The sequence below is a fragment of the Rhodococcus sp. KBS0724 genome (assembly GCF_005938745.2).
GTDB lineage: Bacteria > Actinomycetota > Actinomycetes > Mycobacteriales > Mycobacteriaceae > Rhodococcus_F.
In genome coordinates this window covers 2,043,498-2,066,548 of sequence record NZ_VCBX02000001.1, presented here as the reverse complement: position 1 = coordinate 2,066,548, position 23,051 = coordinate 2,043,498, and the positions used below count along the sequence as shown (strand labels likewise).

General features: G+C 63.5%; 18 protein-coding genes and 1 tRNA gene. 6 read left to right on the top strand and 13 right to left on the bottom strand.

Annotation, left to right across the window (positions count from 1 at the left end; genetic code table 11):
• Positions 1-75: 75 nt before the first annotated feature.
• From FFI94_RS09535 to argS, 12 genes are all read right to left on the bottom strand, one after another.
• Positions 76-546: a hypothetical protein gene (locus FFI94_RS09535; RefSeq protein ID WP_138872751.1), complete on the bottom strand. Its 471-nt coding sequence runs from the start codon at positions 544-546 to the stop codon at positions 76-78.
• Between the two features lie 31 nt (positions 547-577).
• Positions 578-1,762: a glycosyltransferase family 4 protein gene (locus FFI94_RS09530; protein ID WP_138872750.1), complete on the bottom strand. Its 1,185-nt coding sequence runs from the start codon at positions 1,760-1,762 to the stop codon at positions 578-580.
• A 40-nt stretch (positions 1,763-1,802) separates the two neighbouring features.
• Positions 1,803-2,465: an L-threonylcarbamoyladenylate synthase gene (locus tag FFI94_RS09525; RefSeq protein ID WP_033236099.1), complete on the bottom strand. Its 663-nt coding sequence runs from the start codon at positions 2,463-2,465 to the stop codon at positions 1,803-1,805.
• On the bottom strand, positions 2,462-3,394 hold the full coding sequence (gene prmC / locus FFI94_RS09520) for a peptide chain release factor N(5)-glutamine methyltransferase (protein WP_138872749.1): 933 nt from the start codon (positions 3,392-3,394) through the stop codon (positions 2,462-2,464). Before prmC ends, FFI94_RS09525 begins: the two co-directional genes overlap by 4 nt.
• Before the next feature lie 50 nt (positions 3,395-3,444).
• Positions 3,445-4,524 carry a peptide chain release factor 1 gene (prfA, locus tag FFI94_RS09515; protein ID WP_045071323.1) on the bottom strand — a complete coding sequence of 360 codons (1,080 nt, stop codon included), beginning with the start codon at positions 4,522-4,524 and terminating at the stop codon, positions 3,445-3,447.
• Positions 4,525-4,672: 148 nt separating this feature from the next.
• Positions 4,673-4,906, bottom strand: a complete 234-nt coding sequence (gene rpmE / locus FFI94_RS09510; protein WP_033236138.1) for a 50S ribosomal protein L31 — start codon at positions 4,904-4,906, stop codon at positions 4,673-4,675.
• 234 nt (positions 4,907-5,140) lie between these two features.
• The gene (gene rho / locus FFI94_RS09505) at positions 5,141-7,297 is read right to left on the bottom strand and encodes a transcription termination factor Rho (protein WP_138872748.1); all 2,157 of its coding nucleotides are present in this window, start codon (positions 7,295-7,297) and stop codon (positions 5,141-5,143) included.
• Positions 7,298-7,825: 528 nt separating this feature from the next.
• Entirely contained in the window at positions 7,826-8,770 is a 945-nt protein-coding gene (thrB, locus tag FFI94_RS09500) for a homoserine kinase (RefSeq protein WP_138872747.1), read from the bottom strand.
• 44 nt (positions 8,771-8,814) lie between these two features.
• On the bottom strand, positions 8,815-9,897 hold the full coding sequence (thrC, locus tag FFI94_RS09495) for a threonine synthase (RefSeq protein ID WP_003941280.1): 1,083 nt from the start codon (positions 9,895-9,897) through the stop codon (positions 8,815-8,817).
• Complete coding sequence (locus tag FFI94_RS09490) at positions 9,894-11,207, bottom strand: homoserine dehydrogenase (protein WP_138872746.1); 1,314 nt, start codon at positions 11,205-11,207, stop codon at positions 9,894-9,896. Before FFI94_RS09490 ends, thrC begins: the two co-directional genes overlap by 4 nt.
• Positions 11,204-12,625: a diaminopimelate decarboxylase gene (gene lysA, locus FFI94_RS09485; RefSeq protein ID WP_138872745.1), complete on the bottom strand. Its 1,422-nt coding sequence runs from the start codon at positions 12,623-12,625 to the stop codon at positions 11,204-11,206. The genes FFI94_RS09490 and lysA overlap by 4 nt, the downstream gene beginning before the upstream one ends.
• Positions 12,622-14,274, bottom strand: a complete 1,653-nt coding sequence (gene argS / locus FFI94_RS09480; protein WP_138872744.1) for an arginine--tRNA ligase — start codon at positions 14,272-14,274, stop codon at positions 12,622-12,624. Before argS ends, lysA begins: the two co-directional genes overlap by 4 nt.
• A 217-nt stretch (positions 14,275-14,491) precedes the next feature.
• On the opposite strand from argS, the gene FFI94_RS09475 reads away from it, so the two are divergent.
• Together FFI94_RS09475 and FFI94_RS09470 are read left to right on the top strand one after the other, a co-directional pair.
• Entirely contained in the window at positions 14,492-15,319 is an 828-nt protein-coding gene (locus FFI94_RS09475) for a DUF3105 domain-containing protein (protein WP_138872743.1), read from the top strand.
• Complete coding sequence (locus FFI94_RS09470; RefSeq protein ID WP_138872742.1) at positions 15,312-16,031, top strand: DUF305 domain-containing protein; 720 nt, start codon at positions 15,312-15,314, stop codon at positions 16,029-16,031. The genes FFI94_RS09475 and FFI94_RS09470 overlap by 8 nt, the downstream gene beginning before the upstream one ends.
• A 48-nt stretch (positions 16,032-16,079) precedes the next feature.
• Here the strand turns inward: FFI94_RS09470 and FFI94_RS09465 are convergent, their stop codons facing one another.
• On the bottom strand, positions 16,080-18,449 hold the full coding sequence (locus FFI94_RS09465; protein WP_138872741.1) for a phosphoketolase: 2,370 nt from the start codon (positions 18,447-18,449) through the stop codon (positions 16,080-16,082).
• A gap of 198 nt (positions 18,450-18,647) precedes the next feature.
• Here FFI94_RS09465 and FFI94_RS09460 point away from each other — a divergent pair.
• The 4 genes from FFI94_RS09460 (at position 18,648) to FFI94_RS09445 (ending at position 23,038) form a co-directional block, all read left to right on the top strand.
• Positions 18,648-18,723 (top strand) — tRNA-Arg (locus FFI94_RS09460).
• An 84-nt stretch (positions 18,724-18,807) separates the two neighbouring features.
• Positions 18,808-19,734: a LysR substrate-binding domain-containing protein gene (locus FFI94_RS09455; protein WP_138872740.1), complete on the top strand. Its 927-nt coding sequence runs from the start codon at positions 18,808-18,810 to the stop codon at positions 19,732-19,734.
• A gap of 128 nt (positions 19,735-19,862) precedes the next feature.
• Entirely contained in the window at positions 19,863-21,173 is a 1,311-nt protein-coding gene (locus FFI94_RS09450) for an MFS transporter (protein WP_138872739.1), read from the top strand.
• Positions 21,174-21,175: 2 nt separating this feature from the next.
• The gene (locus FFI94_RS09445) at positions 21,176-23,038 is read left to right on the top strand and encodes an FAD-dependent monooxygenase (RefSeq protein WP_138872738.1); all 1,863 of its coding nucleotides are present in this window, start codon (positions 21,176-21,178) and stop codon (positions 23,036-23,038) included.
• Positions 23,039-23,051 lie beyond the last annotated feature (13 nt).

The following is a 23,051-nucleotide window of genomic DNA, read 5'->3' as shown; positions in this document are numbered from 1 at the left end:
GCTGACCCTACCAAGTCATCTACGACATTGTGTAGATGGGGTACCTGAAGGGGCAGTTTGTTACGTTTTGTAGTACTACTCGTCGTCGTTGATCGGAGCGCTGGGAGTGGGATCCACGTACGGAGTCTTGGTTCCGAGAACGCCGTACGTTTCCGCCCCGAGGACGATAACCAACGCAAATACCATGACCAGTACCAACGAGGTCTTGTCGTAGAAGTCGAGCGGTTTCAGGATCGCGAGCACCACAATCGCCAGGATCATCTTGAGCAACCAGGTGCCGAGAAGAACGGCGCCGGCGGTCAGAGCAGGCAGCTTCGATGTGAGAAGCACGCCGAGCGCGGTGAAGAGAATGAACCCGCCGCCAACAGCCGCGCCGAGAAGCGCGCCGTACAGGCCTTCCTTACCACCGATCAGCCACCCGAGCAGGGACCCGACGATGGTCAGCACAACCAGTCCGATCACGCCCCACTTCACTGCAGAACGCATTGCTGCGGTCGAATCGGGAATGGGCTGCGATGCCGGCACTGATTGCGGGGTGTTCGTCACGATGCCAAGGGTAATGGATCGGAAAAGCTGGCTACTGCCGCTCCTGCCGACGATCACGCAGCGACGGGATCGCGGTGAACAGAAATGCTGCGAGCATTCCGGCGGCCACGAGGACGACAACCAACTGTCGATCCAACAGCGAAGATCCCACGGCGCCGAACGCCAGAACGCCCACCCACGAGTAGATGACCAGCACAACCCGGCGATGGGTGTGACCGATCTGCAGCAACCGGTGATGCAGATGCATCTTGTCCGGACTGAACGGACTGACACCTGCCCGCGTGCGACGGATGACGGCGAGCAGCATGTCCAGCATGGGGATGAACATCACAGCACCGACCAGCAACAACGGTGCCAGTAGAGCGACAAGGTCGCGCGTACCGTAGGCCGTCAGCGGAATCCGTCCCGACGCGGAAGTCGAGATCGCGGCGAGCATGAGTCCGATCAACATGGATCCGGAATCACCCATGAAGATCCGTGCCGGATTGAAATTGTGCGGCAGGAATCCGAGGCACGCTCCGGCGAGAGCAGCGGCAATCATCGCCGGTGGGTACACGCTCACATCGCCGCCCTGATCGTGCAGGAGTCCGATCGAGAAGAGCAGGATCGCGACCGCTGCAATGAGGCCGAGACCCGCTGCCAGACCGTCGAGACCGTCGACGAAATTCATGGCGTTGATGGTCGCGACGGCAACAGCGACGGTGAACAGACCCGATTGAATCTGATCGAGAATGATTGTCGATCCGCCGTCGCCGAATGGGTTGTAGATGATGAACCAACTGACGCCCATCACCACCATGATTCCGGCGGCAGTCACCTGGCCGACGAACTTCGTGAGAGCGTCGAGCCCCCACTTGTCATCGATGATGCCGACCAGGACTATGACTCCGCCGGACACCAGAGCCGCTTGAACGTCATGACTGTCGAACTCGAATCCTCGTGTCAGAGCAGGCAATTGCTGCGCGAAGAGCAGACCGGCAGCCAGGCCGACGTACATGCCGACGCCACCGAGACGGGGGGTCGGCTTGACGTGAACGTCACGGTCGCGCGGTATCGCAACCGCGCCGAACCGGATGGCAAGGACCCGCACGGCGCCGGTAGCCAGATAGGTGACCACAGCAGCGGTGCACAGAACCAGGAGGAGTTCTCGGATCGGTACGCCCACTCCCCCGCTGGACTGCGCGAGGATCTCGGTGGCCCGGTGCGTCGTGATCACTGGGGATAATCACCCGTGTTCTGGCGGGCACCGACCATCGTTACGAAACTCCCTCTACAAGGCTTTCCGGGGTGGTGCCCAACACGTCGGCGATGTCTTCCGCGGACACAGCGCCGACCCGCAGGATTCGGGGCGAGTCGCCGGTCAGATCCACGATCGTCGACGCCACTGCATGTGCTGCCGGGCCGCCGTCGAGGTAGACACTGGCCGAGCCGCCGAGTTGATCGCGGGCTTCGTCGACCGTGGTGGCCGGTGGCCGTCCGGAGATGTTGGCGCTGGACACGGCCAGTGGCCCGACGTCGCGCAACAATTCGAGGGCGACGGGGTGCAGCGGCATCCGAAGCATGACCGTTCCGCGTGTATCGCCGAGATCCCAGGCCAACGAGGGCGCTTGTTCGACAACCAAACTCAGCCCGCCCGGCCAGAATGCCCGAACGAGATCGCGTGCCTGCGGGCGCACGCTGTAGACGAGTCCGTCGATGGTGTTCCAGGATCCGACCAGAACGGGAACCGGCATGTCCCGGCCGCGCCCCTTCGCGCGGAGGAGGCTCGTGACCGCCTCGCTGTCAAAGGCATCGGCAGCCAATCCGTACAGAGTGTCCGTCGGAAGGACAACCAGGCGTCCGGCTTTGAGTGCATTCTTAGCGGCAGCTAGACCTGCCGTGCGGGTATCAATTTCACTACAGTCGTAAACGGTGCTCACTGGACCATCCTGTCACTCGGCATTCCGTGGTCTCGCTCACGCTGGGCTTCCACACTCGTGGCGACGCGTCTCGCGACAACAAAACGGGGGCGACCGGCCAGGTCCGGATGCTGCTCGACTTCGCCGAATACCCGTCGACCCGAGAACAGTGCCGCGACGCCGTCACCGTTGGTGTCGTCGTGTTCGATCCCCGCGGCACCGCCGATCCGCAGCCAGCGTGCGATGTTGCTGATCATGGGTTTGATCACGGACAAACCGTCCGGCCCACCGAAGAGAGCCGTGTGCGGGTCGTAATCCATGACCTCGGGCTGCAACTGCGCCCCTTCGGGAATGTACGGCGGGTTGGAGACGACGAGATCGACTTTGCCTTCGAGTGCCTGCAGCAGATTTCGATCGGTGACGTCACCTTGATGAAGATGAATCGGGGTATCCCCGGCGGCTTCGCGGTCCGCGGCGTTACGACGCGCCCACGCGAGCGCTGCCGGTTCCTTCTCCACGGCGTGCACCACGGCGTCTGGCCTCGCCTCGGCGATGGACAGCGCAAGCACTCCGGAGCCGGTGCACAGATCCAGCACGACCGGTGGCCTACTGCCGCATCCTTCGAGGAACGAGAGCGCCCAGCCCATCAGCAACTCGGTTTCCGGACGGGGAATGAACACACCTGGGCCCACGGCGACGTCGATATTGCCCATCGACGCACTGCCGATGATGTGCTGCAACGGGATTCGCTTCACGCGTTGCGCAACCATGCCGTTGAACGCCTCGATCACCTCGGCATCGACCAACGGAACCAGGCCCAAACGCGTGCGCTCGACCCCGAGCAGGTGCGACGCCAGTAGTTCGGCATCAGTACGTGGGCTGGGCACGCCGGCCGCATCGAGCTCTTTGGCGGCTTCGATCAGCGCCAAACGGAGTGGGAGTCTGCTCACGCGTACAGCCTGCCACGCGTGACCGCTTCGCGAGTTGTCATGTCGCCCGCCTATTCGGCCGCAAGGCGGGCTTCGCGGTCCGCCTTGCCCAATGCGTCGAGGAGCGGATCGAGCTCACCGTCGAGCACTGCGTCGAGGTTGTGCGACTTGAATCCGATGCGGTGATCGGTGATGCGGTTCTCGGGAAAGTTGTAGGTGCGGATGCGTTCGGAGCGGTCGACGGTCCGAACCTGGCTTTGACGCCCGGCCGACGCTTCCGCGTCCGCGGCTTCCTCCGCGACAACCTGCAAACGAGCAGCCAGCACCTGCATGGCACGGGCCTTGTTCTGAAGCTGCGAGCGCTCGTTCTGGCACGTAACGACAATTCCGGTGGGCAGGTGAGTGATTCGCACCGCGGAGTCGGTGGTGTTGACGCCCTGACCACCCTTGCCGGACGAACGGTAGACGTCGATGCGCAGATCACCCTCGTCGATCTGAACCTGTTCGACCTCTTCGGGTTCCGGGTACACCAGAACACCGGCGGCGGAAGTGTGCACGCGCCCCTGGGATTCGGTGACGGGCACGCGCTGGACGCGATGAACGCCGCCTTCGAACTTGAGTCGTGCCCACACACCGTCCGGGGTGTCGGACTTGCTCTTGATCGAAATGGTTGCTTCTTTGTATCCGCCGAGGTCTGAAACCGTCGCATCGAGGATTTCGACGCGCCAGCCGTGACGTTCCGCGTAGCGGACGTACATGCGGGCCAGGTCGGAAGCAAAGAGAGCAGACTCTTCGCCGCCTTCGCCCGACTTCACTTCGAGGACGACGTCGTCGCCGTCGTGAGGGTCACGCGGGGCAAGTTGATCGGTCAGCGTCTGCTCGAGCTGTGCGACCTCGGCTTCGAGGTCCGGAATCTCGGCGGCAAAGCTGGAATCGTCGGCGGCAAGTTCACGCGCGGCTTCCAGATCGTCCTGCGCAGCAGTGAGCTTGTTGTACGTCGACATGATGGGCGAGAGCTCGGCGAACCGCTTTCCGACGCGGCGGGCAGCCGTCGGATCGTTGTGCAGCGCCGGATCGGACATCTGCGCTTCGAGACCGGCATGTTCTGCCAGGATGTCGTCGATGGCCGAGGGCTTGGTTGCGCCTGCCATGGTTCGCTCCGCTCTGAGTTTCGTTTCCTACGGTGCGCGCTTTAAAGATAATTCGACGCTACTACCCGGGAAACGCGCAAAACCGAGTGCAGGCACAAAAAAGCCGACGCCCGATCTGCACAAGGCAAATCGGGCGTCGGCGGAACAGCTAGTCTTCGGTCTGAACCTTGCTGTCAGCGCGCTTGCCGTAGCGAGCCTCGAAGCGAGCCACGCGTCCACCGGTGTCAAGAATCTTCTGCTTACCCGTGTAGAAGGGGTGGCACTGCGAGCAAACCTCGACGTTGATGCGTCCGGACTCCTTGGTGCTGTGAGTCTCGAACGTGTTACCGCAACCGCAAACGACGGTGGTCGCTACGTAGGTTGGGTGGATTCCTGCCTTCATGGTGTCCCTTTCAATGGTCGCCGGGTCGACGTCGCCAATCGACATCGTGAACCGGAACCGGACTCGGCCGTTCAGTATGCCAGACGTGGTGGTAGAGCCGGTAATACGCGTCTGAACTTCCTGAAGGAAGTGGGCTGTACGAACTCCATAACGCACTCCCCCGCCAGTTTGTTCCACAGACGCGAAAACCCCACAGCCACGTGGGCTGTGGGGTTCTTCGCATCTGACTGAAGATCAGTCGTCGATTGCGCCTGGTGCGGTCTTCGAGACCTGCATCAGGAACTCGAGGTTGTTCTTGCTCTTCTTCAGACGATCGATCAGCAGATCGATGGCCTGATGCGAGTCCAGTCCGGACAGCACACGACGCAGCTTGTGCAGCACAGCGGCTTCGTCGGGGCTCAGGAGCAGCTCGTCCTTACGCGTACCGGACGGGTTGACATCCACGGCCGGGAACACACGACGCTCGGCGATCTTGCGATCGAGTTTGAGCTCGGCGTTGCCGGTGCCCTTGAACTCTTCGAAGATCACGGTGTCGCCGGTGGAACCGGTCTCGACCATCGCGGTGGCGATGATGGTGAGCGAGCCACCGTGCTCGATGTTGCGGGCAGCACCGAGGAAACGCTTCGGCGGGTAGAGAGCCGTGGAGTCGACACCACCGGAGAGGATTCGTCCCGACGCGGGTGAGGAGTTGTTGTACGCACGGCCCAATCGAGTGATCGAGTCGAGCAGAACCACGACGTCCTTGCCCATTTCCACGAGACGCTTCGCACGCTCGATGGCGAGCTCGGCAACCGAGGTGTGGTCTCCCGGCGGGCGGTCGAAGGTCGAGGAAATAACCTCGCCCTTCACGCTGCGCTGCATGTCGGTAACTTCCTCGGGACGCTCGTCCACCAGGACGACCATGAGGTAGCACTCCGGGTTGTTGGTTGCGATTGCGTTGGCGATCGCCTGCAACACGCTGGTCTTACCGGCCTTGGGCGGGCTCACGATGAGGGCGCGCTGGCCCTTACCGATGGGCATCACCAGGTCGATGACACGCGTCGTCAGAATGTGCTGCTCGGTCTCGAGACGCAGACGCTGGTTCGGGTACAGCGGCGTGAGCTTGTTGAACTCGGGACGCTTCTTCGCGGCCTCGACGTCGCCACCGTTGACGGTGTCGATGCGCACCAGCGGGTTGAACTTCTGACGCTGGTTGCTCTGGTCACCGTCACGAGACACGCGTACAGCACCGGTAATGGCGTCGCCGCGGCGTAGGCCGTTCTTGCGGATCAGGTTCATCGAGACGTAGACGTCGTTGGGTCCGGCGAGGTATCCCGACGTGCGCACGAAGGCGTAGTTGTCGAGCACGTCGAGGATGCCGGCTACCGGCTGAAGAACGTCGTCCTCACGGATCTCGGTCTCACGTGACTCGCTGGGTGCACCACCCTCGCCGCGTTCGCGACCGCGGCCACGACGCTCACGGAAGCGGCGTCCACGACGTCCGCGGCCACCCTCTTCGTCGTCGTCCGGACCGTTGTTGCGGTTGTCGGTACGCGGGCCCGCATTGTTCTGGCCGGCAGTGCTCTGGTTTCCGCGATCCTGACGATCCTGGTTACCGCGCTGCGCCTGATTGTCGCGCTGACCCTGATTGTCGCGCTGACCCTGATTGTCGCGCTGACCTTGGTTGTCGCGCTGCCCCTGGTTGTCGCGCTGTCCCTGGTTGTCGCGGTTGTTGCGCTCGCGACGGGGACGCTCGGTGGTCTGCTCGGCCGAGCTGGACTGATCGGAATCGGTCCGGGTTTCGGTGCGCTCGTTCTGCTTGCGCTCGACGGGTGCTTCGGTTGCCGGTGTGGCTTCGACGCGGGCGGCCGGTGCCGTGTCCTGCTCGATGTTCAGCTCGCCCTGGTCGGGCGACCCGGCGCGACGTGCAGCGCCGCGACGCTGACGGCCACGACGAGGAGCTCCCGCCTCGGCTTCTTCAGCAGTGGCAGGTGCCGCTGCGGCGGGCTCGGCTGCCGGAGTTTCGACAGGAGCCGGCGCTTCAACAGTTTCGGTGCGCGCGGTGCGAGTGCTCTTGGCGCGTGTGCGGGTAACCGGTGCGTCGTCGAGCGTGAGTTCACTCTGAGCGGGTGCCGCCTTGGCGCTGCCGCCCTGACGTTCCTTGATCGCGGCGATCAAGTCGCCCTTGCGCATCCCGGAAGTGCCCTTGATGCCCAGTTCACCGGCAAGACTGCGCAGTTCGGTGAGCACCATGCCGGAGAGTCCGGCGCCACGACGTGCGTCGGCACGCTTCGTGGAGGTCGCCACCGCACCGCTGGGTGCTGAAGATGACGCCTGAGAATTGTCGCCTGACTGTGCCCCAGCGGAATTCGCCTTGGGTGCAGTGGTGGCGATGAGGTCCGTATCGGTCACGGAGGTCCTTTCCTTCCCTCACTTGCGCGGCGCAGAGTCGAGGGTTCGTCCCGAAGTTTCGATTGATTACCGAACTCGGAGGTGCCGTACTTAGTTGCATGTCGAGAGTTGCATGTCAAGAACTACCGGCTTGCCCGTCATCAACATGGCCGTCGGAAACCGGTGCTCGAAACGCCCCTGTTTCAAACAGACATGCTGTCGCACACCTGCCGCGACTGACGAAACATCGATGGTTGTGGCCATCGAGGATTCAGACCTTCTCAAGAAGGTACAAGTGCGAGGATCACGTCAAGGATTGTGGACCCCAATTCCCGACTGGGTAGGAGTTTGGCCCCTTGATGATGCACCGGCGACTGACGCGCACGATGTACGGACATTGCCCAGGATAGCGCCGATCCACGAGTCCGGCAAGATTATCCGAAACCCGCGTGTGTCAATTCACTTACCGGACATCCTGCCGAGAGCAATCCCTGTCACGGTCGGACCGACCCCGACCCCGACTCAGTCCGGGCCGATCGACCTCGCCACTCAGGCCAGGGTCGGACGAACCTCGACACCGGGAGCAATCTCGAGTTCGAGCACCCGGAGACCGTCGGCGCGCGCGGCTTCCGCCAAGTGCGCGGGGAACGGTTCCGTACTGAGCGCGAGCACGGTGGGGCCGGCGCCGGAAACGGTGGCCGCGATACCGGCTTCGCGAAGAATCGCGATCCATCGGGTTGTCAACGGCAGCGCGGGAGCGCGTTGACTCTGATGCAGACGATCCTCGGTGGCTGCCATCAACAGATCCGGACGCGCCGTCAGGGCGACAACGGCCAGGGCGCTGCGGCTTGCGTTGAACGACGCATCCTGGTGCGGAACCATCTCGGGCAGCAGTCCGCGGGTATGCGCGGTGGAGGATCGTTCTTCCGGAACCAGTGCTACCGCACGGATATCGGGATGAACGTCGAGTTTCGCGGCCGAGTAGATCGGCTCGTCACCATCGACGGCGGACGGGCAACTCCACGAGACGACAGCGCCGCCCAGGACACTTGCCGACGCATTGTCCGGGTGCCCTTCGAACTCGGAGGACAGTTGGACCAACTGCTCGTCGGTGAGACCGATCTCGGCGTCGAGCGCGCGGGCCAATCCGTTTGCGGCAGCAAGCCCACCCACGGCCGCCGACGCGGACGAACCTAGCCCACGTGAATGCGGGATCGCGTTGCGGCACAGCACATCCAGGCCGCTGGCCCACACGCCGGCAGCTTCGAGTCCGCGCTCGATGGCCCGAACGACCAGATGCGAAGGGCCCCAAGGCACGTCTGCAGCGCCCTCGCCTTCGACCTGAATGTTCAGACCGGAATCCGTTGCGGTGACCACGATCTCGTCGTACAGCCCCAGAGCCAAACCGAGTGTGTCGAACCCCGGCCCCAAGTTTGCACTCGAGGCCGGGACGCGTGCGGTCACCGAAATACCCACAGGGAGGGTTCTGGTCATGTCAGATACCGGATTCCGCGGAGTGGTTGACGAGTCCACGGACACTATGCAAGCTCGAGGGCAGCCGCAACGGCAACGGGATCGACACCGATGGGCTCGACGTTCGGCATGCCCTTCAGAGCGGTATCGGGGTCCTTGAGGCCGTTACCCGTCACGGTGCACACGACGGTCAGGCCCGGCTCGAGCCAGCCCTCTGCACGTGCGGCGAGCAGGCCGGCGACGCTGGCTGCCGACGCCGGCTCCACGAAGACACCTTCGGTAGCGGCGATCAGGCGGTACGCCTCGAGGATCTTCTCGTCGGTGGCGGCGCGGAATGCGCCGTTCGACTCTTCCTTGGCCGCGACAGCGCCGTTCCAGGATGCGGGAGAACCGATCCGGATGGCGGTGGCGATGGTCTCGGGATCCTTGACGGGGGCGCCGTTGACCAACGGTGCGGCTCCGGCTGCCTGGACGCCGAGCATACGGGGCTTGACCGTGGTCAGGCCGTCTGCGTAGTACTCGGAGTATCCGCGCCAGTATGCGGTGATGTTTCCGGCGTTTCCGACCGGGAGTGCGTGCACGTCGGGAGCCTTACCCAGGACATCCATGATTTCGAACGCTGCGGTCTTCTGACCTTCGATGCGCACCGGGTTGACGGAGTTGACCAGACCGATGGTCGGGAATTCGGCGGTGGTCTTGCGCGCCAGTTCGAGGCAGTCGTCGAAGTTACCCTGCACCTGAATGATCTTGGCGCCGTGCATGACTGCCTGAGCAAGCTTGCCCATGGCGATCTTGCCCTGCGGGATCAGGACGGCGCAGGTCATACCGGCCTTGGCTGCGTAGGCGGCAGCCGAGGCGGAGGTGTTGCCGGTGGAGGCACACAGCACGGCGCGCTGGCCACGAGCGAGGGCGTCGGTGACGGCCATCGTCATGCCGCGGTCCTTGAACGAACCGGTGGGGTTGAGGCCCTCGACCTTGAGGTAGACGTCGCAACCGGTGATTTCGGAGAGATGACCGGCGGGCAGGAGCGGCGTGCCGCCCTCACGCAAGGTGACGGTCTTCCAGTTGTCGCCGATTGCCAGACGATCCCGGTATGCCTCGATGAGTCCCGGCCAAGCTTTGTGGACGGGATTGACGATGCCGGTCATTGTTCAGTGCCTTCCAGTCGCAGCACGCTGGTCACAGCGGTGACGAATTCGAGTTCGTTGAGGGCCGCCACGGTGTCGGAGAGAGCCGCGTCGGTTGCTACATGAGTGACGACCACCAGTCGGGCGCCGGCTCCGGCACCTTCCTGGCGGACGACGGAGATGCTCACGCCGTGCTTCGCGAACTCGGCGGCGACTGCGGACAGCACGCCTTCCTTGTCCGCCACCTCCATGTTCACGTAGTAGCGCGTGAGGATGTCGCCCATCGGGGCGACTTTGAGCTTGGCGTACTTGGACTCGCGGGGGCCGCGGCCACCGTGAACCTTGTTGCGCGCCGCCATCACGAGATCGCCCATCACCGCGGAAGCGGTAGGAGCGCCGCCGGCGCCCTGGCCGTAGAACATGAGCCGGCCGGCGTTTTCCGCTTCCACGACAACGGCATTGAACGCGCCGTTAACGGTGGCGAGCGGATGGGTGAGCGGAACAAGTGCGGGATAGACCCGAGCGGAGATCCGCTCCTTGCCCTTGGGGGTGACGATTCGCTCGCAGATTGAGAGCAGCTTGATCGTGCAGTCCAGTGCCTTTGCCGACGCCAAGTCAGCGGAGGTGATGCTGGAGATTCCTTCGCGGTACACATCGGCGGCGGTGACGCGGGTGTGGAATGCGATGGACGCGAGGATCGCGGCCTTTGCTGCGGCGTCGTAGCCTTCGACGTCAGCCGTGGGATCGGCTTCCGCGTATCCGAGGCGGCCGGCTTCAGCGAGGGTTTCCTCGTAGTCTGCGCCCGTTTCGGCCATCGCGGAGAGGATGAAATTGGTGGTGCCGTTCACGATTCCGGCAACCTTGTTGACTCGGTCGCCGGCAAGCGACTGCGTCAGCGGGCGGATGACCGGGATCGCGCCGGCGACAGCCGCCTCGAAATACAGGTCGACCGCGTTGGCTTCGGCAGCCTCGGCCAATTCACCGGTGTGGTCCGCGAGCAGCGCCTTGTTGGCGGTGACGACGGACTTGCCCGAATTGAGCGAGGAGAGAATCAGCTTGCGAGGGAGCTCGATTCCGCCGATCACCTCGACGACGATGTCCACGTCTTCGCGGGCGACCAGAGATTCTGCATCCGTCGTCTGCATGTCCTCGGGGATTCCGCGGTCGGCGCCGATACGACGAACGGCAACTCCCCGCAGTTCCAGCGGAGCGCCGACGCGAGCTTCGAGCTCGTCGGCCTGCTCACGAATGATGCGGACAACTTCACTTCCGACGTTACCGAGGCCGAGAACGGCCACACCGATAGCGCGATGCGCCGATTGGCTCGTCACTGCGATACCTCCAAGCTGAGCAGATCTTCCACTGTTTCCCTCCGCAGAATCACGCGTGAAACTCCGTCACGCACCGCCACCACGGCTGGGCGGGTGAGCAGGTTGTACCTGCTCGACATCGAATAGCAGTATGCACCGGTCGCTGCTACCGCAAGTAAATCACCAGGTCCGACGTCCTCGGGCATCCAGGTGTCCCGAATGACGACGTCACCGGATTCGCAGTGCTTTCCGACAACACGTGCAACAACAGGATCAGCCTCGGAAGTTCGCGAAACCAATTTGGCTTCGTACTCCGCACCGTAGAGCGATGTGCGGATGTTGTCGCTCATGCCGCCGTCGACGCTGATGTAGCGGCGTGTCAGCGCGCTGCCCACCGTGACGTCCTTGATAGTTCCGACCTCGTAGAGCGTCACCGTGCCTGGTCCGGCGATGGCGCGGCCGGGTTCGACGGCAAGTGTCGGCTCGGGCAGTCCGGCCAGTGCCGACTCGTTGCGAACGATGTGACCGAGCTTGGCTGCAAGTTCGTCGACGGGCGGCGGGTCGTCGGACGGGATGTACGAGATTCCCATGCCGCCGCCGAGGTCGATGATCGAAATCTGCTTGGTCTTGTCGACGCCGAACTCCGCGACAACGTCGCGAAGCAGTCCGATGACGCGGTGCGCCGCCACCTCGAAGCCGTCGACGTCGAAGATCTGCGATCCGATGTGGCTGTGCAGTCCGACGAGACGCAGGTTGTCCGCGGCAAAGACGCGGCGGACGGCGTCGATTGCCGCTCCCCCGGCCAGCGAAAATCCGAACTTCTGGTCTTCGTGTGCGGTCGAGATGAATTCGTGGGTATGTGCTTCGACGCCGACCGTCAGGCGAATCAGCACGTCCTGAACAACTCCGGCTTCACCGGCGACACGGTCGAGTCGGCCGATTTCGATCGCCGAGTCGAGGACGACGTGTCCGACACCAGCGGCAACACCGGCTGTCAGTTCGGCGACGGACTTGTTGTTGCCGTGCATGGCAATTCGCTCGGCCGGGAAATCGGCATGCAACGCGATCGCCAGTTCGCCGCCGGAGCAGACGTCGAGCGAGAGGCCTTCGTCGGCGACCCAGCGTGCGATCTCGCCGCACAGGAATGCCTTGGATGCGTAGTGCACCTTGGCATCCGGGCCGAACGCGCGGGCCATGTCGCGGCACCGCGAACGGAAGTCGTCCTCGTCGATGACAAACAGCGGGGTGCCGTACTTCTCGGCAAGCTCGCTGACCTTGACGCCCGCGAGAGTCACTTCACCGTCGTCGCCGCGAGAAGCATTGCGCGGCCACACCTGCGGTGAGAGTTCGCCGAAAGCCTCGGGGCTGGTGGGACGGTCGGGCAGACCGGGGGCCTGCAACTGCTCGGCATGCTTGGGGCCGGCGGGGTGCGCGTTCACATCTGCTCCGGTGCGGTGACGCCGAGCAGTTCGAGGCCGTTGGCCAGGACCTGTCGGGTGGCGGCGCAGAGTGCCAGACGTGCGCGGTGCACGTCGGTGGCGTCTTCGTCGCCTTGCGGAAGGATGCGGCACGCGCCGTAGAAGCGGTGGTACGCACCCGCGAGTTCTTCGAGGTAGCGGGCAATGCGGTGGGGCTCACGCAGGTTCGCAGCGCTGGACACGACGCGCGGGTACTCGCCGATCGTGCGAATGAGATCGCCTTCCTGCTCGACCGTGAGCAGGGCAAGATGGCTCGCGTCGGCCGAGAGTCCGAGGTCTGCGGCGTTGCGGGCGATCGCGGAGAGGCGGGCATGTGCGTACTGGACATAGTAGACCGGGTTCTCGCTGCTGGTCTTGGTCCACAGGTCGAGGTCGATGTCGATGCTGGAGTCGACCGACGAGCGGATCATGACGTAGCGCGACGCGTCGACGCCGATGGCCTCGACCAGGTCGTCGAGGGTGATGACGGTGCCGGCGCGCTTGCTCATCTTGACGGCGGAACCGTCCTTGACGAGGTTGACCATCTGGCCGATCAGGACCTCGACGGTGTCCGGGTCGTCACCGAAGGCGGCAGCGGCGGCCTTGAGCCTGCCGATGTAACCGTGGTGATCGGCGCCGAGCATGTAGATGCACAGATCGAAGCCGCGGGCACGCTTGTCCTGGAAGTAAGCAATGTCACCGGCGATGTAGGCGGCGTTGCCGTCGCTCTTGATGACAACGCGGTCCTTGTCGTCGCCGTAGTCGGTGCTCTTGAGCCACCAGGCACCGTCCTCGTGGAACAGGTTGCCCGAACTCTTCAGCGACTCGACGGCCTTTTCGACTGCGCCGGATTCGAAGAGCGAGTTCTCGTGGAAGTACACGTCGAAGTCGACGCCGAAGTCGTGGAGCGTCTGCTTGATGTGCGTGAACATCAATTCGACGCCGATGGCGCGGAAGGTTTCCTGCTGCTCGTCGGCGGGCAGGTCCATGACGTCCGGACGCTGCTGTATGACGGACTGGGCGATGTCGGCGATGTAGGCGCCGGCGTAGCCGTCCTCCGGTGCCGGTTCGCCCTTGGCGGCCGCGATCAGCGAACGCGAGAAGCGGTCGATCTGGGCGCCGTGATCATTGAAGTAGTACTCACGGGTGACCAGGCCGCCCTGTGCGGACAGAATGCGTCCGAGCGCGTCTCCGACTGCGGCCCAACGGGTTCCACCGAGGTGAATCGGGCCGGTGGGGTTGGCCGAGACGAACTCGAGGTTGATCTTCTTGCCGGCGAGGGAGTCACCCGAGCCGTACGACGCACCGGCTTCGAGAACCGACACGACGATGGCGCCCTGGGCGTCCTTGTCCAGCCGAATGTTGAGGAAGCCGGGTCCGGCGATCTCGGCGGATTCGATTCCGTCGGCGGCGGTGAGGGCTTCGGCAATCCAGCCCGCCAGCTCGCGGGGATTCGTGCCGACCTTCTTGGCTACCTGCATGGCAATGTTGGTGGCGTAGTCGCCGTGCTCGGGGTTGCGAGGACGCTCGACGGTCAAGGTTTGTGGGAGCACCGAGACGTCGAGGCCGCGTTCGGCTAGGACGCTCGCAGCGGTTCCGCGGATCAGTTCGGCAAGGTCAGCTGGAGTCACAGGTATTCATCTTATTGCCTGCACACTCGAGGTGGAGACTCGCCTCACGCCCGGCCGCCTGCGGGTAGGCTGACGACCGATTTGGGCGTGTCGCACGCCACTCTCCCAGATTGCCCTCAGACTCGGAAAGTACAGTGGTAATGCCCGAGCTACCGTCAAGTACGTCTGACGGAAGGGTCTGCTGCATATTTGCCCACACACCGAAAGAGCCCAATCGATGCCAAGCGGTTCGGATAGTCGTGGTCCCAAGAACAAATCCGGGGCCAAATCAGCCAAAGCCATCAAGGCTGCCAACAAGGGTGGCCGTCCGGCCAAGAAAGGCAAGGGAGGCGTTCCCGCCCCTCGCCAGATCCCGTGGCTGACGATCGGCGCCGGTGCGGTCGTGGTTGCCCTGATTGCGGTACTCGCCGTCAACTTGTGGCCGAAGGTGGAGGAGCAGCAGGCGCTCGAGCCCTATAAGTACAGCTCGGAGAACCAGGATCCGTCGGACAAGATCGACGGTGTCCTCAAGATCGAGTACCCCGCCGGTCAGCACGTCGAGGCAACTCAGCGCGTGGCTTACGACCAGACCCCGCCGTTCGGTGGCCCGCACGATTCCACGTGGGCGAACTGCACCGGAACCGTGTACGCCGACGCGATCCGGACCGAGAACGCCGTCCACTCGCTCGAGCACGGCGCCATCTGGATCACGTACAACCCCGATCTTGTCGACCAGGACCAGATCGACAGCTTGGCGGCTCGCGTCAACGGCAAGTCCTACATGCTGATGTCGCCGTACCCGGGCCAGAGCAGCCCCATCTCGCTCCAGTCGTGGGGCCATCGCCTCGAGGTCGACAACGCCGACGACGAGCGCATCGACCAGTTCATCACCGCGCTGAACCAGAACCCGAACACCTACCCCGAGGTCGGCGCGAGCTGCTCCAACCCGCTGTTCAGTCCGGAAACGTCGCCGTTCGATCCCACCGCTCCGGGTCCCGACGCCGTTCCGATGGACGGCTCAGGCACGGTTGCAGCTACCGACGAGCAGATTCCCGCGGGTGGATAACGTGCCGGACACCGACCAGCCGTCGAAGCCCAGTCAGCGCACTGCGCTGCTGATCATCGGGCTGATCGGCGCTATCGCCATCGGCTTTGCCCTCGGTGCGCTCACCAATCTGTTGAGCCCCGACGCGGAGTCTTCATTGACCGTCCCGGCATCGGACTCCGTCGATGTGGGCTTTGCGCAGGACATGAGCGTGCATCACAGCCAGGCGGTCGACATGGCCTCCATCGCGCTGACGAAGTCCACGGACAACGACGTGCGCACGCTGGCCTACGACATCTTGACCACACAGCAGAATCAGCTCGGCCAGATGCAGGCCTGGTTGACGATGTGGGATCAACCGCTCAGCAAGGTCGGCCCGTACATGGAGTGGATGTCGTCCGATTCGATGTCCGGACACGGATCACACGGCACGTCGTCGACGATGACCATGGATCATTCGGGCCCGGTCGACACCATGCCTGGCATGGCGTCTCCCGAGGATCTGGCCGCACTGCGCGCCGCGTCTGGCACTGAGCTCGACGTTCTGTTCCTGCAGCTGATGTTGCGCCACCACGAGGGCGGACTCCCGATGATGGAGTACGCCGCGGCCGACGCCACCGAGGGCCCCGTGCGCTCCCTGGCCCAGACCATGGTCGACACGCAGCAGAGCGAGTCCACGCTGATGACCAACATGCTGGCCGCGCGTGGAGCCGCTCCCCTGCCGATGAATTAACCTGGCATTTCTTGCAGACCCGAACTGGGCCTGGTCCTGAAAATTACTTCAGGACCAGGTCCAGTTTTCTACTTCCGGCATGTCTTCGAGGTGTTCGACGATGTAGCGGGAATGCTTTTCCAGCTGGGCCCGGCAGAACTCTGCCAGTTCCGGGGATCCGGCCGTCCGCCGCTTCGAGCGTCGTAGTGCCTCGATCACCAGGTGGTAGCGGCTCATCTTGTTGAGCACGACCATGTCGAAGGGTGTTGTGGTGGTTCCCTGTTCGCTGAATCCGCGAACGTGGAACCGCTCCGGCGACGGCCGCCCGTGCATGAGTTCGTGAATTGCGCGGGAGTATCCGTGGAAGGCAAATACGACGTCGGTCTGCGCGGTGAACAGATCGAGGAAGATCCGCTCACCGAATCCGTGCGGGTGCTCGGTCGGCGTCAGCAGTGCCATGAGATCGACGACGTTGACAACCCGCACTCGCAGGTCCGGCGTGTGCTCTCGGAGCAATTGGGCTGCGGCAAGAATTTCCTGTGTCGGAACATCTCCCGCTGCGGCGAGTACAACATCGGGTTCTTCGCCGTGAATCTCCGTTCCCGCCCAATCCCACACCGAAGCGCCGGCGGCGCAGTGAGCGTGCGCCTGCTCGAGCGTGAGGTACTGCAGGTGCGGCTGTTTGTCGACGACGATCAGATTCACGTGATCGGTGCTGCGCAGGCAATGATCCGAAATCGACAGCAGCGTATTGGAATCCGGCGGCAACCACACTCGGATCACGCTGGGCGCCAAGGGAATCACCGCGTCGATCATCCCCGGCCCCTGATGACTGAAACCGTTGTGATCGTTACGCCAACACGTGCTGGTGAGCAGCACGTTCAGTGATGCCACCGGGGCGCGCCACGGCAGTTCCACGGCGTGTTGAAGCCACTTGGCATGCTGGATGAGCATCGAGACGCTCACCATCGCAAAAGCTTCGTAGCTGGCGAACATTCCATGCCGGCCGGAGAGCAAATAGCCTTCGAGCCACCCCTCGCACAGGTGCTCACTGAGCACTTCCATAACCCGGCCGTCTGGGGAGAGTCCGTCGTCGAATTCGGTGATCGGCAATTGCCAGCAGCGCTCGGTTGTCTCGAAGACAGCGCCGAGTCGGTTGCTCGACGTCTCGTCCGGGCAGAAGAGCCGGAAGATTCCGCCGCCGTCGTCGGTCTCGGTGGCGGCGTAGATGTCTCGGAGCAGTTCTCCGAGCACTCTGGTGGTCTCGTGGAAGGTCGAACCGGGAGATTCGATGGGGAGTGCGTACTTCTCGAGTGCCGGAACGGGAAGGTCGACGCGTAGTCGTCCGCCGTTGGCGTACGGCGTGCTGCCCATCCGCTTGTCGCCGACGGGGGCGAGCGCGGCCAGATCTTCGCGCAATGATCCGTCTGCGTCGAACAACTCGTCCGGACGGTAGGAGCGCATCCACTCTTCGAGTTGGCGCAGATGCGCTTCGTTGGTGCGCACTCCCGAGAGCGGCACCTGATGCGCCCAGTGGGTGCCTTCCACCAATTTTCCGTCCACCGTGTGCGGCCCGGTCCACCCCTTTGGTGTGCGCAGGACAATCGCCGGCCACTTGCCTGACCACTCCTCGCCGGCGCGTGCCTTCGCCTGCCTGTCGCGGATCATGTTGTGAGCGTTGACTATTGCTCGGTACAGTTCCGGGAAGACCGTACCGGGATCGTCTCCGCTCACCACAACGGGATCCCATCCCTGACCGCTGAGAAACGCCTTGACGTCCTCGTCGCTGCTGCGCCCGTACACCGTCGGTCCCGCGATCTTGGCGCCGTTGACGTGCAGGATCGGCAACACCGCTCCGTCGCGACGCGGATTGAGGAAAGCCGGGAGTTTCCACGATCCCGACAACGGTCCCGTTTCCGCCTCGCCGTCACCGATGACACACGCCACCAGCAGGTCCGGATGGTCGAACGCGGCACCGGCCGCGTGCGCGAGTGCGTATCCGAGTTCGCCGCCTTCGTGGATACTGCCGGGCGTCTGCACGCTGACGTGACTTGGCACGCCGCCCGGAGCCGAGAACCGTCGGCACATCCGATGAATGCCCTCGCCGTCCGCCGGAACGTCGGGGTAGATCTCCGAGTACGTACCCTCCAGGTACGTCGACGCGACCAACGCCGGCCCGCCGTGTCCTGGCCCCGTCACGTACAGCCAATCCGCGTCGGTGGAAACGATGTGCCGGTTCAGCAACGTGTAGATCATCGACAAGCCCGGACTGGTTCCCCAGTGCCCGAGCAGTCGAGGTTTGATGTGCTTCGCTTGCAACGGTTCTCGCAGCAGAGTGTTGTCCTTGAGGTAGATCTGCGCGACGGTCAGATAGTTCGCGGCCGCCCACCACTGCAGGTCCAGCGCAAGATCGTCGTCGGAATACTGGTGATCGGTCATCGTCGACTCCCGTACTTCACGAGGGTGCCCGAGCGGTCCGCCCGAACCTGTGCCCAGAGGCGAGCCTAGGGGGAAATCGCACGGATGTCTTAGTTACCGGCACTCGACTCACCCTTACATGGGGCCGGTTTGACCACAGGCGGGTGTGATGCGCTACGCTAACGCAGCCCAAGTCGGCACACCGGTTTCTATCGGTGCGCCCCCGTAGCTCAGGGGATAGAGCGTTCGCCTCCGGAGCGAAAGGCCGCAGGTTCGAATCCTGCCGGGGGCACCACGACAGCGCAGGTTTTTCTACAACCTGCGCGTCCCGGTGCCACATCTCTCAGTGCTTCATTTCTCAGCGACTACCGTTGGCTTCATGCCGCGACGCGATTCTGCCCCGACCTACACGATGCGTCAGCTTGCTGCGTTTGTGGCGGTGGCAGAGACCGGAACCATCACCGCCGCGGCCGACCTCATGCATCTCTCCCCCTCGGCGCTGTCTGCGTCCATCACCGAACTCGAACGCGCCCTGAAAGTTCAACTGTGCGTTCGTCGTCGATCATTCGGCGTTCAGCTCACGCGCACCGGCGAATCCGTTCTGGTGCGTGCACGTGCCCTCCTACAACAAGCAGACGAACTCGAATCCGACGCACTCGGAACTGCAGGCACCGTCTCCGGGCCCATCGCGATCGGATGCTATCCGGCACTGGGACCGACGATTCTGCCGTCGATGATCGCCGGCTTCACACGCGCGTACCCGGCAACGCAGGTGGAGTTTCGTGAGGACAACCAGAACCGCCTGCAGACTCATCTGGAAAACGGTGAGTTGGACCTTGCGATCGCGTACGACCTGGATCTCTCGTCGGAGCTACGCACGATTCCGTTGACCACTCGCGAACCTCTGATCGTGATGGGCGCCGAACACCCGTTGGCTCAGTCCGAGCACCCCATTCATCTTCCCGATCTCGCCGGCTTTCCGATGGTCCTCCTCAACGCGCCGCCGAGCACCAAACACGCCCTCGACGTGTGCCGCCTCGGCGGGTTTGTCCCCGACGTCGCCTACCGGACCGGGAACTTCGAGACGGCGCGAGCATTTGTCGGGCGCGGCCTCGGCTGGACGCTCCTACTGCAACGCCCGAAGATGGACATCACGTACGAGGGGCTCGAAGTAGTCGTCAAAACGATCGGGTCGCCCGCTGTTGCTTCCGTCGACGTGGTTCTCGCCTGGCACCAGGACGCACGCTTGAGCCGAGTGGCGCGAAGTTTTATAGAATTCGTTTCACAACGGGACGATCAGCAATAACGTCCCCACCAGGGAAAATCTCTCCTTCCATCATTTTTCCGTGGAAGAACCTCCAATTCTTTAGCTTTTCAAGTGTTGTGGCGCGCGTCATTCTGTCTTCAAGCGATATTCATGTCGAAAGGCAATTCATGACCTCCACCGCCACGCCGCATACGGTGCGCGCTGCCGCGAGCGCCAAAGCGCGCAAAGCCGCCCTCGGCAGCTTTGTCGGCACCGCCATCGAGTGGTACGACTTCTTCATCTACGGCACCGCTGCGGCGCTCGTACTCGGCACCCAGTTCTTCCCCGGCACCTCCGAACTCGCCGGAACCCTGGCAGCATTCGCGACACTCGCGGTCGGCTTCATCGCGCGTCCCATCGGCGGAATCGTGATGGGCCATTTCGGCGACCGCATCGGACGCAAGTCCATGCTCGTGCTGTCGTTGCTGCTGATGGGCGGCGCGACCGTTGCCATCGGCCTACTGCCGAACTACGACTCGATCGGCGTCTTCGCACCCATCCTCCTCGTGACGTTCCGATTCATCCAGGGACTCGGCGTCGGCGGCGAATGGGGTGGAGCAGTTCTGGTTGCGACCGAAAATGCACCCGCAGGCAAAAAGGGCCTTTACGGCGCAGCGCCGCAGATCGGCGTTCCGGCCGGTGTTCTGATGGCCAACCTCGTGTACCTGCCACTGGCCGCCTTCATGGACGACAGCACTTTCAACTCGTGGGGTTGGCGAATTCCGTTCCTGCTCAGCGCAGTTCTGGTGGGCGTAGCAATGTGGATTCGACTTGGGCTCGAGGAAAGTGACGAGTTCACCGCATCCAAGGATGATGCGCCCGCCGAGACACTGCCGATCCTCGAGGTTCTGACCAAGCATTGGAAGACGGTGCTACTCGCCGGCGGAACCTTCATCGCCACCAACGGAATTGCGTACGCGTACATGGTGTACGTCCTCAAGTACGGCGAGAAGGAACTCGGATTCAGCAAGACGACGATGCTGTTCCTGCTCATCGCGTCCTGCCCCTTCTGGATGGCCGGAATGGCGTTCAGCGCGCACAAGTCCGACTCGATCGGCCGCCGAACCGTCTACATCCGTAGCTCCATCGCGTTGGTAGTCGCCGCGGCAGCGTTCTTCCCGCTCATGGACACCGCGATCATTCCGGCGATGCTGTTTGCCATGATCGGCCTGGGCTTCACCCTCGGTTGCTGCGCCGGCCCACAGTCCGCGCTGTTCGCCGAACTGTTCCCCGCTCACATCCGCTACAGCGGCGCGTCGCTCGGTTACCAGATCGGCGCCATCCTCGGCGGCGGCCTGGCCCCGATGATCGCCACCGCACTCTTTGCCGGTTTCGGCACCTCACTTGCCATCACCGTCTACTTCGTGGGAATCGCCGTGATCAGCCTCGTCTCGATCCTGCTGCTCCCTGAACCTTCTGCCGCACAGAAAGCCTCGTGATCATGTCGACCTACTTTCATCCGAAAAAGTACGCTCCCGAGGATTTTGCGTCCCTGGCTCCGTCAGCTGATGCGCTTCCGGTGGTGATCGTCGGCGCCGGCCCCGTCGGTATGGGCGTTGCCATGGGCTTGGCCCAGCGCGGCATTCCCGTCACAATTCTCGAAGCGGCAGATCAGGTCTCGTTCGGCAGCCGTGCGATCTGCGTCTCCCGCCACAGCCTCGAAGTTGCCGAGCGTCTCGGCTTCGGCGCCGAACTCGAAGACATCGTTCTGCCGTGGGTGGGTGGCCGCAGCTACTATCGCGATCAGGAAGTACTGCACTTCCGCATGGCGTCCGCCGATCATGACGCACGCGGTCCCATGGTCAACGTCTCGCAGTCCGAGTTCGAGCAGATCATGACCGACAAGCTGCTCGCTCACCCCCTGGTGAACTTCCACTGGTCATCGTCGATCGCGGGCATCACAGCCGCCGACGACGAGGTGACCTTGACCGTCGACACCGCATTCGGAACTCGCGAACTGCGTGCCGCCTGGGTCGTTGCCGCTGACGGTGGCCGCAGCAAGATGCGCGAACTCAGCGGAATCCGCCTGCAGGGCAACAGCTACGAGGGCAACTACGTCATCGCGGATATCCACTGGGAATCGGAACTCCCGGCCGAGCGCCTGGTGTGGTTCGACGCGCCGAGCAACCCGGGTTCCACGATCATCATGCACCGCCAGCCGCGTGACATCTGGCGCATCGACTACCAACTCGACGCGTCGGACGATCCCGAAGCCGAGACGCAGGAAGATCGCATCCGTGACCGCATCACGCGCCACCTCGAATGGCTGCAGAGCGACATCCCGTGGACGCTCGAGTGGTTCGGCTTCTACCGCGCTCATGCACTGGCCCTCGAGGATTTCACTCACGGCCGCGTCTTGTTTGCCGGCGACGCAGCGCATCTCGTTCCGATCTTCGGTGTTCGTGGCCTCAACTCCGGCATGGAAGACGCCGAAACACTGGTGTGGCAGCTGGCCTCCGTCATCAACGGAGCATCCGATACCGCCATCCTCGACGCGTATTCGACGGAACGTCGCAGCGCGTGGCAGCAGAACGTCGACAATGCAGGCAAGTCGACGCTCATTATGTCCCCGGGCAGCCACGGACACCGAACCACCCGTGACGCCGTGCTCGAACTTGCCACCACCCGAGGCGAATTCGCGCACCTGATCAATCCGCGCCAGTCCAGCGCAACGCACGCCCACCTGTCGCCGCTGACGTGGCCCACCGCGCCCGGCACCGAAGGCGTGCTGCCCGGCGATCCGCTCGAAGACAGGATCGTCGAGGTCTCGGCGGACGGTTCGACAACCTCATTGAATCGTCTGCGCGGAACGGGATTCGGACTTCTGGCCTTCGGTTTGCCGGCCAAACTGGTATCCGAACTCGACACGCAAGCCGACGCTCTTGCCCGCGCACTTGCACCGGAAACCGTGCGGGTGATCACGGTGGGCGGTACCGACGCCACGATCGACGATGCTCGCGGTGACCTCGCGTCTGCCCTCGGCGCACGCGTCGGCGAGATCTTCGTGATCCGCCCCGACGGCTTGGTGCTGTGCCGGATCAACGATCCCGCGCAGTTGGGCGATGTAACCAAGCACCTCACCGCGGGCACCGCGCCGACGCACTTCGACGCGGCCGCAACGGTGACCGCTGTAGGGAACAGCGACGAAGCCCGCCGTGAGCACGTGTGGTTGGAACTCTCCAACGCACTCGATCAGGCCGACCCGGCTGATCGTGAAGGCCTGTTGGTACGCCTGGCCCTGGTCCTCGGTTCGCAGGCGAGCACTGCAGACTTCGACAGTGCTCTTGGGTCCGCTTCGCGTTAGCGCTGTTGGGTCC